Below are 14,742 nucleotides of genomic sequence, written 5' to 3' on the forward strand. Positions count from 1 at the left end.
CCGCGCCGTAGTTTTTTTATCAACAATCGTTATTGTTCCGGCGGGAAAAATGATATGATCGTTATATCTTTTTGTTGTGAACGCTGGCGTATAGCGCTATAAATAAAAACAGAATAGAGGGTGCGATTTTCATGCGTTCATTGAGATGCCGACGCGGGGATTTCAATGCTGGAATAACCGGAGAGCGCGGGCGGGGAAAAAGAGACTGTCCGGCAACAGGAGGGGAGCGCGAAGGGATTGCCCAAAGTGGTAATTACGTTGAAAACGGCATTCAGGTGTTCCTGTCGAGCCTGGCGCCGCCGCCGCCGTCAGCCTTCATTTCGTGAATGCCGAGACTTTTGCGAATCACGGGTAGAGTATTGCGTGGAGCAAGCTGGCCAGCAGGGCGAGCACGAAGAAAATGATCAGCCCGTAAAGAAGGTATCGGTAAACCTGAATCATCTCTTTGCCGGTTGTCCCTGTTTCTGAAAAATCTGAAGAGTGTCGATTATACCTCTGGCAGCGTGAAGTGAAACACCGAGCCTTTGCCGAGGGTGCTTTCGACGCCGACCGTGCCGCCATGCATGTGGACGATCTCCCGGACAATCGAGAGGCCAAGGCCGATGCCGGACTTTTCGTCCTGCCCCGGAACCCGGTAGAACTGGTCGAACAGATGCTTCAGGTGCTCCGGTTCGATGCCGCTGCCGGTGTCTTCAACCGAAAATCGCACTCCGGCAAGCTCCGCCTGCGCCCTGACGGTTATCGCGCCGCTGTTCGGCGTGAAGCGGATGGCGTTGGAGAGGAGATTGGCGAAGACGTGCCGGATGCTTGCCGCGTCGGCCTGCACTTCCGGAAGCGCCGTCGGAATGTCGAGCATCAGCCTGATGGCTTTTTCCTTCATGTCGCCGACGAAGGGCTCGACGCCCTCTTTCACGAGCGTTTCGGGCTTTTGCGGCGTCATGTTCAGCCGCGATTTTCCCGATTCGATTTTGTGCAGGTCGAGCAGATCGTCGAGAATCTCCGCCAGCCGGTCGCTCTCTTCGAGCGCGGAGTGAAGCAGCTCCGACTGTTTGTCGTTCAGCGGGCCAACCCGTTGTTCCACAAGCAGATGAATCGCCATTCGCAGCGCCGTCAGTGGGGTGCGGAGCTGGTGCGAAACGGTCGAAACCACGCCGCGCTTCAGCTCTTTCTGCTCCTGCGCCTGCGTCATATCGTGCAGGAGCAGCACGACGCCGCTGCTGCCGTTTCCGCCGGGGGCTCGAGGAATGGCGGTGGCCGCGGGCCTGAAGAAGAACTCGCGGTTTTCGATGAACTTCTGGATGTAGCCGTTGCCTGAAAGCTCCACCGTGCCGCCGGTTTCGACGGCTTGCCAGAGCAGGTCGGCCAGCCAGTCGTAGCCGAGCTGCGCTGCGCTCGTGCCCGGCTCAATGCCGAAATTGCGGATGGCGGAGTGCGTCGCGAAATCGACCCGCCCTTCGGGATCAAAGATCGCTATCGGCGCGGGCAGGATGTTCATCACCCGTTGCGTAGCCTTGCGCGAGCGCTCCAGTTTTTCGTCGTCGTCCCGGCGAACCTGACGCAGTTTCGTCGCCATCTGGTTGAATGCCTGGGAGAGTTGACCGATTTCGTCGTTTGACGTGGTTTCTATGACCAGGTCGAGGTTGCCGTTCCTGATTTCGTTGGCCGAGGCGATGAGGCGCGAGACCGGTTTGAGAATCCACCGGCGCGACTGGTAGCTGAAGATGAGCGCGACCGCGGCGCTGGCGGCGATGGCAAGCAGGATGCGGTTATGCGCCGATTCAGCCAGCCGCCGCGCGGCGTAGTTCGCCTCGTTCATGTTGGCCTGATTCATGTCGAGAATCTGCTGGGCGAGCGTCTTGATCTCCGCAAGCAGGGGGAGCGCCGTCATGAAATAGAGGTCGCGGCGCTTTTCGAGAGCCATCGAATCACTGCTGACGGCGTGAATCACCTTGATGTAATTGTCGAACAGCAATGCGATCCGGTCAGCTTTTTCTTTCTCGCCCGGCAGCGTGATGTTGCCAAGCTCAGTTTGCAGCGCCTGCCGGAAGCGCGTTTCGCTGCTCGCGATGGAGGCGGGGTTTGCAAGATGCTCGGCGGAGAACGATTGCAGCACGTCGATGTTCATCTTTTCGAGCGCCTCCTTCATCTCCTGGGCGGCGGCGACGCTCCGGTAGTTCTGCTTGAGGATGACGTCGATGGCGCTGCCAAGTTCGTCAACCTGGCGAATGGTCAGCAATCCGATGACCGCGATGATGGCGAGCAATCCGCCAAAGCCAAGCGCGAGCTTGTGTTTCAGGCTGACCACGGCGTTTCTCCGTCGTGTTGTCGCGGATGATCGTTTTTCATCGGTGACGTGTTTTTATACTCTGACCGGCAAAATGATGAACGGCACGCCCTGGCTGTAGAGATTTTTCTGCACCGTAAAAACCGTAAAATTGTGCAGCCAGCGATCCATCAGCGATTCGTTCGTGAAGACGAGCTGACCTCCGAAAAATACGATGTCTGGAAATCTTTTCGTGATTTCCGGCACCAGCTTGCTGATCTCCTCCACAATATCGGTGCCCATCGAGGTGAACGCCTCGGCGTAATAGCCGTGATCCATCATGTATTTGACGTATTTTTTGCTTTCGCTGGCGATGTATTCGTTCAGATGGCCGATCTCATCCGCGCCCTTGAAGTTTCCGGCGTCTATCGGGCCGATTTCCACGAAAACGAAATTTTTATAGATGCCGCTGAAGAGGCGCGAAACGCTGAAAAGGGTGTGCAGGCCGAGTCCGTTGAAGCCGTTGACGAGAATCGCGGCGGTTTTGCCTTTCGGGTCGTACGCCGGTTCGGGTCGCTGTTTGTCTCCGGGATGCTGTCCCGACACGGCGGCTGCTTCGACAATCACGTCGAGGCGCTTGAGCGTTTCAGAGGTTTTGACGTAGTGCTGCTTGATGAACATCGCGGCCACGACCAGCATTCCGGTGATGAGCAGCGTAATCCAGCCCCCTTCGTGGAATTTGAGGATCAGCACCGAGATGAGAATGAAGGTGGTCAGCACCAGCCCGATGCCGTTGATCGCCATTTTGCGCAGCCACCGCTTTTCCGCGTTGCGCTCCAGCCACCAGTGACGCACCATGCCGAGCTGCGACAGCGTAAAAGTGATAAAGACGTTGATGCTGTAAAGCACGATCAAAAAATCGACCGATCCGCGCGACGCGACCATCATCAGCAACGACGCGAAACCCATGACGAGAATGCCGCGTTCGGTGACGAGGCGGTCGCTGAGCATCGAGAATTTTTTCGGCATCCAGTTGTCGAGCGCCATGTTGGCCAGCACTCGTGGCCCGTCGAGAAAGCCGGACTGCGCGGCGATGAAGAGCAGAATCGCTTCGGAGAGCAGCGTGATCCAGACAAACGCCGAGCCGCTGTAGCCGCCCCACGAGGCGGTGATCGACTCGAAAAGCACCGCGTTCAGCGTCTTGCCGGGCGCGTCCTTGACGTCGAGAAAGATGTAGGCGGCCATGAGTCCGATGACGGTGATCGAGAGCGACCAGGCCATGTAGCGCATCGTTTTTTTCGCCGTCTGGATTTTCGGATCGCGCAGCACCGGCAGGCCGTTGCTGACCGCCTCGATGCCGGTGAAGGTTCCCGCGCCGAGGCTGTAGGCTTTCAGGATGATGAAGATCGTGCCGAAGAGTCCAAGCGAGTGAATCGAACCCGAAAGCTCGGCGCTGGTCTCGTGCAACACGTTGCCTGCATTGACGATATGGGAACCTATGCCAACCGCGATGGCCACAAGGTGCGTGACGACGAAGAGCAGAAAGACCGGTACCAGCGGCATCACTGCCTCCTTGATGCCACGCAGGTTCAGCACGAGCAGCATCAGCACCCCCGCGATGGCGAACCAGAGCTTGTACGGCAGCATCCATGCAGGCAGAAAGCTGAAGATGGCGTCCGCGCCGCTGGCCACCGAGATGGTGATGGTCAGCACGTAGTCGATCAGGAGCGCGCTGCCCGACACGATGCCAACTTCGGGCGAGAGCAGTTTGCTGGCCACCAGATAGCCGCCGCCGCCGGAGGGAAACAGCTCGATAATGTTGGAGTAGCTCGACGCGATGATGAGAATGGTGATGCCGGTGGCGATGGCTACGAAAATGCCGAGCGCCGGATGGTCCGCCAGCGCCTTGAACGCTTCGGCGGGGCCGTAACAGGAGGAGGAGAGTCCGTCGGAGCCGAGGCCGACCCACGCGAGGAAAGGCGTGAGCGAGATGGCGTGGAAGATGCGACTGTCCCGAAAGTCGCGCGAGCCGCCGATGAAGAAGGTTTTGGCTTTTCTGAGTCCGGTTTTGATGGTCATGTCCGTGAGATGATGGTGAAAAACTTCGGGAAGCGCGAAACGGCGGCGGCGATGTTTTCGCCATCTCCGTCCCGGCGGCACTCCCTTCAGCATCACCGTTCAATAATCGGGCCAATATTTTTGTGAAGCGCGAAGAGGCTTGATGGGCAAGGGTTTTGAGGGATCGATCCGTTTTGTCAGAATCGCGGATTCATTGCATTAAACAATGGTCGAATTATGTCGGCCTTGCAAAGTGCAAGGCGATGGTTCAGGGGATGCCGAGCTGTTTGCGTTTTCTCCAGAGCGTCGCCTGGTCGATGCCGAGGATGGTGGCGGCCTCCTGAAGCGAGGCGGTCTCGGCCAGCACCTTGCGGATGTGCTGCTCTTCGATGATGTCGAGGGTGACGGGATCGCCAAGTCTGAGCGACGTTTTTTTCGCTCGCAGTGACTCCGGCAGCAAATCGACGTCGATCAGGCTCGCGTTGCAGAGGATGACCGCGCGTTCGATGACGTTGCGCAGCTCCCGGATGTTGCCCGGCCAGGGGTAGCTTCTGAAGATGGCGAGCGCCTCGTCGGAAAATCCCAGGATGCTTTTGCGGTTTTCGGCGCTGAAGAAGGCGAGCAGGCTGAGGGCGAGCGGCTCGATGTCCGCCGGTCGTTCGGCGAGCGATGGCAGTTCGATCGGCACCACATTCAGCCGGTAGTAGAGGTCTTCCCGGAAACGCCCCTCCCTGACCGCCTCTTCGAGATCGGTGTTCGTGGCGGCGATGATGCGCACGTCGGCTTTGCGCGTATGCTGATCGCCCACGCGCTCGTACTCGCGCTCCTGGATGAAGCGCAAGAGCTTGGGTTGGATCGCGAGCGGCAAATCGCCAATCTCGTCGAAAAAGAGCGTGCCGCCTTCGCAGGCCGCGATTCTGCCGGGGTTGTCCCTGAGCGCTCCGGTGAAAGCTCCCTTGACGTGGCCGAACAGTTCGCTTTCGAGCAGCTCCCGGCTCAGCGTCGGGCAGGAGATGACGCCGAACGGCCCTTTCGCTCGTTTGCTCATCAGGTGAATCGAGCGGGCGAGCACGGTTTTGCCGGTGCCGCTCATGCCCCGGATCAGCACGACGGCCTCCGAGGCGGCGACCTGCCGCGCCAGCCCGAGAGCGCGTTGCATCGACGGTTCGCGGCTTTCGATCTCCAGCTCGGCGGTTTTGCGCTCGCCAGTTTTCGACGACGGCGTCAGCCGCTTCTCCATTTCGCAGAACGAGGCGATTCGCGCGATCATGTGGTCGAGCCGGTTGAAATCGAAAGGCTTGGTGATGTAATCGGTCGCGCCGCGCTTCATCGCCTCGACGGCGGTTTCGACGGTCGCGTAAGCGGTGATGACCACGAGCTTCATCCACGGAAAAGCGTTGGCCATCGACGGAATCAGGTCGAGGCCGCTCTCCGTGCCGAGCCGCAGATCGACGAGGGCGAGATCGAAGCGGTGCCGCGCCGCCTCCTCCATGGCGCTTTGCGCGTTGCTCGCGGTGCTGACCTTGTGGCCGCGCGACTCCATGAAGACGCCGAGCGTCTTGCGGATGTTGACCTCGTCGTCGATGATGAGAATATTGAGCGATGACATGCCGGTATGAATCGGAGCGTCCAGTTGAAAACAACGAGAGCAATATACTTATCCATCAACGTTTTGGATGCGCCATGGCGGATTTGCCGCTGTGACTCCAGGGCGACGTGAACTTGTGTTGTCAAAAGCGAGCTATCGTGCAAAGCAGGAGTGAACGGATTAAATTTTAATTTGTTTTGTGCAGTCATGCATAGTTCAAATGGTTAAAATCACTCAAGCTTGGTCGGAAAACCGAAAGGCGGTCTCCGGGCCGTGTCGCTGTTCGAGGCGGGAAAGGGGGTGCTGGTCTTCTCGCTGGCGCTGTTTCTGTCCACCTTCGTTTCGCGCGATCTTCCCGGCATCATCGCCGAGTTCAGAACGCACTGGAACGTCGATCCGTCGAGCCACATCCCGGCGCTTGCCAAAATGCTCATGCACGACCTGACCGGCTCGCGGCTTCATTTTCTCATTATGCTCGCCGCCATCTATGCGCTCATGCGCTTTGTCGAGGCGTATGGACTCTGGTTTGAAAAACGGTGGGCCGAGTGCTTCGCCCTGGTGAGCGGCGGCGTCTATCTGCCGGTCGAACTCTATGAACTCGCCAAGGGTTTCAGTTGGCTGAAGACAGGCGTACTGACGATCAACCTCGTCATCGTAGGCTATATGCTCATCCTGCTGATTCGCGGCAGGGCGGCAGCCGCCGGGGCAGAACGAGCCTGAGAAGGTTTAACGGCTTCATCGTTGAAATTCCCGCCGGACGTGTTTCGGTAAAGGTGCGATTACAAAGGGAAATTGCGTTGTGCGCCGTTGTTTATTTTGTAACCGGTTTGGCGTTTTCATGATTGTTTACAGACCGTTTGGCATGGAGAGGAGAAGCAAATTCATCGCGCTGATTCCCGGTATTCTGCTGCTGGCGGCGCTTGTGTATGTGGCGCTGAATTATGGCAAGCTTGCCCGGTTCGCGCAGCTTGTCGGCAATATCGATCCGTTCTGGATCGCCGTTGCCTGCCTGTTTCAGTTAGCTACTTACTTTTCGCTCGCGCTGGTATGGCATCGCGCATTTGCCGTTTATGGAATCGCTTATCCGCTCGGCCTTCTTTTTCCGCTGGCCTTTGCCAAGTTGTTTGCCGATCAGGCGTTACCTTCGGCGGGAATCAGCGGTATCGCTTTCGTCATCAATGCCTTCAGGCAACGCAGCGTTTCAGCTCCTGTCGGTATGGGGGTGATGCTGCTTACGCTTCTTTCTAACTATATAGCCTTCGCCATGGTCGCGGCGGCATCGTTTCTGGCCTTATGGCTGCATCACGATTTTCACCGCTGGACGGTCATCGTGGCCGGACTCTTTTTTGTTTTCGTTGTCACCGTGCCGGGGGCGATTCTTTTGCTGAAAAAACGGGGTATCGAAAACGGTTTGCCGTTGTGGCTGATGCGCCTGCCGGTGATCGCCGGGGTCGTCGCAACATTTGATGATGTTCCGGACGACATGCTTCGCAAACCGGGACTTTTTTTCGAGGCAACCCTCTATCAATTGGCGATTTTCGCGCTCGACGCCGCCACGCTCTGGGCGATGCTCTTCGCGCTTGGCGAGCCCGCGGGGTTTGCGGTGCCGTTCGCCGCATTTGTCGTGGCCACGATTGTCGCCACGCTCAGCCTGATTCCGCTGGGTCTCGGCTCCTTCGAGCTGACCTGCGCCGGATTGCTGGTGAGCCTCGGCGTGAAGCTCGAAACCGCGCTGACGGCGACCTTGCTTTTGCGCGGTTTCACCGTCTGGCTTCCGATGATTCCGGGGCTTCTGCTGACCCGACGCGAATTGCGGTGATGGTCGAAGCGAACCTGATGGCGCGCAAAAAGCTCGAAGGGAACAGGCAGACCAACGCAAAGAGATCATTGGCGATGCAGTGCGGATGCCTCGCGTAGATAATAAATGTATCGGAAAACGTTGCCGATTTATTAAATTCTAAGCCTGTTTTTCAATCCCGTTCCTGCTGGTCGAGGCAAAAGGCCGAGAGTTCCGGGCGACAATGCCGGGCAATATTTGTAACTTGCATTCATGTAAGCAGTACCGGCGCGATGGTGTTTCGTGTTCTGGATTGTGACGAACAGCCGAGTTATTCCCATGATAGAGTGAATATATTTGTACCAATCTTTCAATTGTAATTGAGTGGCAAGAGACCGTAAGACTACCAAAACACGTCCCCAGAAGAGAAAGAAAAACAGGTCCGGCAGGCCGGATGGCACGGAAAAGGTGCGGGCGAACGATCATATCCTGATCAACGAATTCCTCTTCAGGCGGGGCGAAACTTCGCTCGGCGCCGAAATCATTTCATTTTTGACCGACCACGAAGGCGAGCGCTACCGCTCGGTGGAGCTGGCCCGCAAGATGGGGTACGGCGAGTCCCGGCAGCTTCCGGGCTTCTGGTACGTGCTGCACAAGTTGCAGGAGGACGGCGTCATCGACAAGGACAGCGACCGCTGCTACGGCTGGGCTGGCCTCGAGGCCGACACCTACGAGGAGCACCTTATCGAGGGACCTCACTTCCCGCAGCCTGGCAAGGAGCGCTACAAGGTCGATCAGACCTACCAGGGCAAGCTGACGACCCATCCGAACGGCTACGGCTTTGTGGATGTCGAGGGCTTCGATGACGATATTTTCATTGGCGCCGACATGCTTGGCCAGGCGTTGCATCTCGACCAGATCGAGGTGCTCGTGACCAAGGTGCCCGAAACCTACGTGTCGCGCCAGTCGCCGCATCAGCGCTGCGAAGGCCTCGTCGTCAACGTGATCGAGCGCAGGCTCGCGACCGTGGTCGGCACGCTGCATCGCGAGAATCGCCGCATCTTGCTCAAGCCCGATCAGCGCAAGATTCTTCCCGAAATCCACATTCCGCTCAAGGCCTCCAAAAAGGCGAAGGCTGGCGACAAGGTGCTCGTCGGCGATCTCGAGTTCCTCAAGACGGGCGGGATTCAGGCAAAGGTCATCGAAATTCTCGGCGTGGCGGGCGAGTCGCAGGTTGAGGTGAGCGCCATCGCGCGCGGCCTCGGCATCGACGAAACCTTCGACACCGAGCTGCTGAACTTCGCCGAAAACATCCGCGAGGAGATTACCGACGCTGATCTCGACGATCGTCTCGACATTCGCGACAAGACGGTCTTCACCATCGATCCGGTCGATGCCAAGGATTTCGACGACGCGCTCTCCATCGAGCCGCTCTCGAAGGGCAATTACCGGATCGGCGTACATATCGCCGACGTGTCGCATTATGTGCCCGAAGGATCGGCGCTCGACAAGGAGGCGCACAAACGCGCCACCTCGGTTTACCTGGTTGACCGCGTGATTCCGATGCTGCCGTCGCGCCTCTCCGAAAAGGTGTGTAGCCTCAATCCCGGCGTGGATCGCATGGCCTTCTCGGTTTTCTTCAACATCACCGAAAGCGGCGAGGTTAAGAAGTCCGAGTTCCACAAAACGATCATTCACTCCAAGCGCCGCTTCACCTACGAGGATGTGCAGCAGATTCTCGATGCGGGCAAGGGCGACTACCTCGAAGAGCTGCAAGTGCTCGAAGGCCTCAGCAAGACGCTCCGCGCCCAGCGCATGGAGTCGGGCGGCCTGGATTTCGAGACCGAGGAGGTGCGCTTCAGGCTCGGCAGCAAGGGCGAGCCGATCGAGGTGATCAAGAAAGAGCGGCTCGACAGCCACCGCCTGATCGAAGAGTTCATGCTTTTGGCCAATCGCACGGTGGCGGCCTACCTGACTTCGAAGTTTGCCGAGAACGAAAAGAATCCCCATCCGGTGATCTACCGAGTGCACGGCGCGCCGCAGATGGAGCGGGTCACGGTGCTGGCAAACTTCGTGCGCAAGATCGGCTTCGACCTCAAGCTCGACCGCAAGGGCAAGGAGAGCGCCACGGTATCGGCCAAAGCGCTGCGCGAGTTGCTTCAGAAGGTGCATGGCACCAACGTGGAGTTCCTGGTCAACGAGCTGGTGCTGCGTTCCATGTCGAAGGCGGTCTATTCGCCGACCAACGACGGCCACTTCGGCCTCGGCTTCGAACACTACACTCATTTCACTTCACCCATCAGGCGCTACCCAGACCTTATCGTGCATCGCCTGCTCTTTGAGTACGAGGGTGCGAGGAAGAAGCGCAAGAAGATTTCGCCGGAGCGGATTTCGGCGATTACCGGAATGCTCGGTTCGGTCTGCCAGATTTCCAACGAGCGTGAGAAAATCGCCACCGAAGCGGAGCGCGAGTCGATCAAGCTGAAGCAGGTGGAGTACATGTCGGCCCATCTCGGCAACACTTACGCAGGCGTCATCACCGGCGCGACCGAGTACGGTATTTACGTGCGGATGGTTGATTTCGCCATCGAAGGGCTGGTGCACATGCGCAACCTCAAGGACGACTATTATGAATACGACGAGTCCACCTACTCGCTCGTCGGCAAACGCAAAAAACGGAAACTGCAAATCGGCCAGCGCTTGAAAGTGAAGGTGCACGAAGTCGATATGACCAGAAGAACCATCGACCTCACGCTGGAGTGAGGTTACGGGTTGAATGAGTTGGGATTGATGCGAAAGCCGGGCTGTGAAGTCCGGTTTTCTGCGTTATGGGAGGGGGGAGTCTCTATGCTATCATATAGCTTTCTGTAGTAAAAACTCTAAATATTGGCCCAACGAAAGTTCGCTATTTTCTACTTGAGCAGATAGATATACAACTTTACCGCCTTTTTCTGCGGCCATCTTTAATGGGCCAGTCTTTTGTGGATTTTCATTTGTTAATATGAATGCTCGAAATGAACGAACCGCTAAAGATGCATCAGTTTGATTGTCACTTAATCCAGACCCCTTTTTACTTTTACCAATTAGTTGTGCTTGTACCTCTGGAGAAGCATAATATTTCCGGTCTTCAGGGGATTGAAAGGTTCCTTGGTCAAAACCTCCGTACACTTGTACCTTAGATGGAGTACCATCGGGATCCATCGTTTGAAAGCCGAATACGGCAGTCGTCCGAATCGCAGCATTTCTGATATTTACTCGAATGTAATCTTTGAGGGCCTTTTTCTTTTCGTTGTCCGGAATGGCTTCAATTTCAATTTCAACTTCACGGGTTATGTATAGCTTATATTTGGATGGCGGCAGCTTTGCAAGCAAATCTATTGCATTTTCATGAAGGTAGTTCCAGGCACAACTATCGATGTAAACGGCGATGGGCATTATTGTTGATCCTGCATTATGAAATTTAGCGGCACTTTGTAAAGGATAAAAAATCAAGAATTAGCGTCCCTTTTTTATGGTAGCTTCTTATGACTTTTTCCAAATCCGGATAATTTGGGTGCAATGATTTTGCTTGTGAAAGCATACTCTCTAAAGATGTTGACTCATTCCAAAGAGAATGATTTTCATGCCAAGCAGCCAAGATAAAATTGTAGAACCGCCCCTCATCACAGGAATGTCCATGGTTCCATGTACCTAGCTGGAGCCAAGCTAACAGTGCATCAGTAGTGGTTTTATTAAACATAAATGCCTCTATTTTTGTTGAACTTCAAGTGACAAAAAAATAACAGCTTAAAATATCCAATTCTGCCAATGAAATTTTGGCTGTACCGGTCAACGGCGTTCGTCAGACGGCGCTTTGCTTCTACAGCCCACTTTTTGTCTATTTCTGAATCCGGCTGGTTCAGACTGCGCAGCAGCGAATCCACTACAAATGCACGTTCTTCAACGGGTAATGATACTGCTTCATCAATAAGCTGCTTTGTATTCATTTGCTCACCTTTCCCTCTAAAGCAAAAGATAGCGCAAAATATCCACTCCTGCCAGTCGTCTTCCTTACAGGCTGGCAGGAACTGGGCGTTGCTCAGAAGAGCATTGGTGGGGGCTGGGCTGTGACCGAGGCGATGTAGCGGTTCACGTCGAATTTCCGTGCGCAGCCGCTGGCGTTCATGTAGCGGATTTTGCCATACACCGGGCGCTCGCTCCAGGGGCGGTCGTGCAGGCCGCCAATCGACCAGGCCACGCCGGCGTAGCCGTTCGGATCGCGCCCGTCGAGAGAGTAACGGTCGTTGAGCATGATGGCGATGTCGAATGCCGCCGCCGGACTCGTGCTCCATTCGAGAATCTTTTTCGCCCAGTACATCCTCATGTAGCCGTGCATCACGCCCGTTTCGACAAGCGACCGTTGGGCGGCGTTCCAGAGCGGATCGTGGGTTTTGGCTTGTTCGAACTCCTCCGGCGAATAGCGATAATCGCGCTGATCAGCGGCGTGTTCCATCAGGGTCGCCTTCGCCCACTCAGGAAGGCTGTCAAATGCGTCATACTTTTCGTTGTAGAAGCAATAGTTTTCCGCCAGCTCGCGCCGGATGAACAGCTCTTCGATGAATGCATCCCGGTTTGTCTGAGACGCCAGGCTTCGCGACGCCTGAAGTGCGGCGTGCTGGGCGCTGATCTGGCCGAAATGCAGGTACGGCGACAGCCCCGATACCGCCTCCGCGTTCGGATCGTTACGCTTGTCGGCATAGCGGTCGATTTCATGGTTGAGAAACCTGCGCAAGCGCTGCTCCGCCGACGCTTCTCCCGGAATGATGTGCGTGACAGGCTTCAGTGACCGGTCAACATCGAGCATGTTCAGCAGCTCGTCCCAGTTGACCGGCGGACACGGCAAGTTGTCTGGCTGGCAGGGAGGCGTAAGCTGAGGGAAGGGGGTGAGAAACGATTTGCGCAGGGCGCTGAGCCTTGGTCTGATCGTCCGCGCGGCGTACTCCTGTTTGGGGGAGGCGAGCCAGCAGGGGACGATGTTGTGGGCATCGACCTCGTAGAAGGCGCACGGAATCGCGGCGGCGGCATGTTGTTTCCATTGCCGGACGGGAGTCAGCGGAGAAAAGTCGCTGATCACCGCTCCCGTCTGCCGCTTCTCGACCAAGGCGGCGACGGTTTCCCCAGGGTTGCCGAAAATCACGGTCATCGGAATTCCGGCGTTCCGCAGCGAGGCTTCCACCTCGGCCAAACCTTTGAACATAAAGTCGTAATGCCGCAACGGAGCGCCCAGAAACGAGGGCGCGAGGGTGAAGAGCACTTCGAGCGGCTGTTGCAATTGCCGGGATTTCTGGCAGGCGAAGAGCAGCGCCCAGTTGTTCTGGTAACGCTGGTCTCTGGACATCCAGTAAATGACAGGGCCTCTCTGGTCCTGTCTCGAGTTTAACCGACGCGCCCGGCGCTGGTCCATTTCCTGGCTGTTGTTCATCGATGGTGCATACGCTTAGGCTTTTAACAGGCCGGTCATTTCAAGGAAATTGAGCAGGATTGCCCGCCCGGTTTCGGCGTACTCCGTGCTGATGGCATCGAACTCCCCGAGCAGCTCCTTTTTGTTCATACGCTTCAGATCATGATCGAGATCGATCCAGCTCTCAAACATCGCCGGAGTCATTTCGAAATGGCATTGCAAACCCCATGCATTGCCGCCGACCCTCAGTACCTGGTTTCTGCATCCCCGGCCCGTGGCCAGCACGGTTATGCTTTCGAGCGGCGTGACCGTTTCTCCATGTAGTTGAAACACCCGGAGCCGCTCTGGCATTCCCCGGAAAAGAGCATCTTGCTTGCCCGCATCGGTCAGCTCGACCACAAATGGCTCGCCGTCAGGTTCGCGGAACCCGATCTCTTTCTGGTGGCATTTGAGTACGCCGCCGCCCGCCGCCTTGACGAGAAGCTGCAAACCGAGGCAGATGCCGAGGTACGGCACTCCGGCGTCGAGCGCATCGCGGATCGCCTTCAGCTCGCCGGTAATCTGCTCGCTCGCGTCGTTGGCGCTTTGCGGGCCGCCCAGCACCACCATGCCGGCAAAGCTCGATGGATCGGGGATCGATTCGCCTTTCGAAAGATCGTATCGCTCGAAAGCGATTTCATGTTCGTTCAGCAGCTCTTCAAGGATTCCCGGCCCCTCGTGGCTGATGTTCTGAACGATAAGCAGCGTACCGGTCATGGCTATTTGATTTTGCGATGCAACAAGATGCAAGGTACTTATCCCCAAAGATAACGGATGGCGTTCAATAGCCGCCACAATCTATTCCGAATCAGTACGCATGGAGCTACGGTTTTCTTTCGGAAAGAGGCCGGTTTTTGCCGGCCATTGCCTTGGCTGGCATGGTTACGGCGCAGAGAGATGTGTGTGGTTTTTGTGGAGAGCTGTGGAGAGAAGCGCCTGGAGCGGCGTCAGGGATGCGGGGTTTCTGAGATTCGATTTCTGCGAAAGGAGGCCGGGGAAAATCCTGAGGGATTTCATTTATGGAAATCGCCTCCCGGCGCCCGGCCTTTCTGTCGATAGGGAAGTGCTTCAGTCTTGCTTGCGGAACATTTTCATCAGCGAAGTCAGAGGGTTTTGCGCTGGCTGCTTTTTCACCGGCAGTCCGGCATGTTCCCAGCCCATGATGCCATGCTGAAGATTCACGACATTTTTATAACCTTTATTCATCAGCATGGACGCCGCCGAAGCGCTACGGTGACCGCTTCTGCACGCCAGGATAACCTTCTTTTTGGAGGGAATATCACTGAAGCTGCTGCTGAACCGGCTCAATGGCATCACCATGACGTCCGGCACATCGAATGACTTGCTTTCGACCTCCCGATGCTCGCGTACATCAACAATAAGAGCGCCTTTTTTTGTCAGGGTATAAGCATCGGCGGGGGAGATATTTTTAACTGCTGCCATAGTGTAAATGAATAGTATCGTTTGTTGTAAGAGTCATCTCGTCTAATCCTTATACCCATACCGGGTATAGGTACAAGGTACGCTATTCTCGTGTAAAGAGCAACAAACAAAAAAACCCTCGCGGTTGGCGAAGG

11 protein-coding genes are annotated in these 14,742 nt (G+C 56.4%); 3 read left to right on the top strand and 8 right to left on the bottom strand.

Translation table 11 applies throughout. The features are described 5' to 3' along the window. Window positions 1-487: 487 nt before the first annotated feature. The 3 genes from FGF66_RS05115 to FGF66_RS05125 form a co-directional block, all read right to left on the bottom strand. A complete protein-coding gene (locus tag FGF66_RS05115; RefSeq protein ID WP_139456618.1) occupies window positions 488-2,305 on the bottom strand; it encodes a sensor histidine kinase in 1,818 nt (605 codons plus the stop codon). Window positions 2,306-2,359: 54 nt separating this feature from the next. Beyond that, a complete protein-coding gene (locus FGF66_RS05120; protein ID WP_139456619.1) occupies window positions 2,360-4,342 on the bottom strand; it encodes an APC family permease in 1,983 nt (660 codons plus the stop codon). A 247-nt stretch (window positions 4,343-4,589) separates the two neighbouring features. Beyond that, window positions 4,590-5,930 (bottom strand): sigma-54-dependent transcriptional regulator, encoded by a 1,341-nt coding sequence (locus tag FGF66_RS05125; RefSeq protein WP_139456620.1) that lies wholly within the window; start codon window positions 5,928-5,930, stop codon window positions 4,590-4,592. A gap of 219 nt (window positions 5,931-6,149) precedes the next feature. On the opposite strand from FGF66_RS05125, the gene FGF66_RS05130 reads away from it, so the two are divergent. From FGF66_RS05130 to rnr, 3 genes are all read left to right on the top strand, one after another. After that, entirely contained in the window at window positions 6,150-6,629 is a 480-nt protein-coding gene (locus tag FGF66_RS05130; RefSeq protein WP_170181220.1) for a DUF2127 domain-containing protein, read from the top strand. A gap of 142 nt (window positions 6,630-6,771) precedes the next feature. Further along, window positions 6,772-7,728, top strand: coding sequence for a lysylphosphatidylglycerol synthase transmembrane domain-containing protein (locus FGF66_RS05135; RefSeq protein ID WP_170181221.1), 957 nt, complete (start codon window positions 6,772-6,774; stop codon window positions 7,726-7,728). 342 nt (window positions 7,729-8,070) lie between these two features. Continuing rightward, window positions 8,071-10,449: a ribonuclease R gene (rnr, locus tag FGF66_RS05140; RefSeq protein WP_170181222.1), complete on the top strand. Its 2,379-nt coding sequence runs from the start codon at window positions 8,071-8,073 to the stop codon at window positions 10,447-10,449. A gap of 90 nt (window positions 10,450-10,539) precedes the next feature. On the opposite strand, the gene FGF66_RS05145 is transcribed toward rnr, so the two are convergent. The 5 genes from FGF66_RS05145 to FGF66_RS05165 form a co-directional block, all read right to left on the bottom strand. Continuing rightward, window positions 10,540-11,178, bottom strand: a complete 639-nt coding sequence (locus FGF66_RS05145) for a hypothetical protein (RefSeq protein WP_211341977.1) — start codon at window positions 11,176-11,178, stop codon at window positions 10,540-10,542. A gap of 239 nt (window positions 11,179-11,417) precedes the next feature. Beyond that, window positions 11,418-11,672, bottom strand: coding sequence for an addiction module protein (locus tag FGF66_RS12925; protein ID WP_246046583.1), 255 nt, complete (start codon window positions 11,670-11,672; stop codon window positions 11,418-11,420). A 92-nt stretch (window positions 11,673-11,764) separates the two neighbouring features. Then, complete coding sequence (locus tag FGF66_RS05155; protein WP_246046586.1) at window positions 11,765-13,129, bottom strand: deoxyribodipyrimidine photo-lyase; 1,365 nt, start codon at window positions 13,127-13,129, stop codon at window positions 11,765-11,767. Window positions 13,130-13,162: 33 nt separating this feature from the next. After that, on the bottom strand, window positions 13,163-13,882 hold the full coding sequence (locus FGF66_RS05160; protein ID WP_139456623.1) for a type 1 glutamine amidotransferase: 720 nt from the start codon (window positions 13,880-13,882) through the stop codon (window positions 13,163-13,165). A gap of 351 nt (window positions 13,883-14,233) precedes the next feature. Further along, window positions 14,234-14,608 carry a rhodanese-like domain-containing protein gene (locus tag FGF66_RS05165; protein ID WP_139456624.1) on the bottom strand — a complete coding sequence of 125 codons (375 nt, stop codon included), beginning with the start codon at window positions 14,606-14,608 and terminating at the stop codon, window positions 14,234-14,236. Window positions 14,609-14,742: the final 134 nt, after the last annotated feature.

This window comes from Chlorobaculum thiosulfatiphilum, from assembly GCF_006265165.1.
Lineage (GTDB): Bacteria > Bacteroidota > Chlorobiia > Chlorobiales > Chlorobiaceae > Chlorobaculum > Chlorobaculum thiosulfatiphilum.

Excerpts from the sequence above, each read along its gene's own strand:
- FGF66_RS05135 (WP_170181221.1), top strand. The coding sequence starts at position 6,772 with ATGGAGAGGAGAAGCAAATTCATCGCGCTGATTCCCGGTATTCTGCTG.
- FGF66_RS05165 (WP_139456624.1), bottom strand. The coding sequence starts at position 14,608 with ATGGCAGCAGTTAAAAATATCTCCCCCGCCGATGCTTATACCCTGACA.
- FGF66_RS05120 (WP_139456619.1), bottom strand. The coding sequence starts at position 4,342 with ATGACCATCAAAACCGGACTCAGAAAAGCCAAAACCTTCTTCATCGGC.
- FGF66_RS12925 (WP_246046583.1), bottom strand. The coding sequence starts at position 11,672 with ATGAATACAAAGCAGCTTATTGATGAAGCAGTATCATTACCCGTTGAA.
- FGF66_RS05125 (WP_139456620.1), bottom strand. The coding sequence starts at position 5,930 with ATGTCATCGCTCAATATTCTCATCATCGACGACGAGGTCAACATCCGC.
- FGF66_RS05160 (WP_139456623.1), bottom strand. The coding sequence starts at position 13,882 with ATGACCGGTACGCTGCTTATCGTTCAGAACATCAGCCACGAGGGGCCG.
- FGF66_RS05155 (WP_246046586.1), bottom strand. The coding sequence starts at position 13,129 with ATGGACCAGCGCCGGGCGCGTCGGTTAAACTCGAGACAGGACCAGAGA.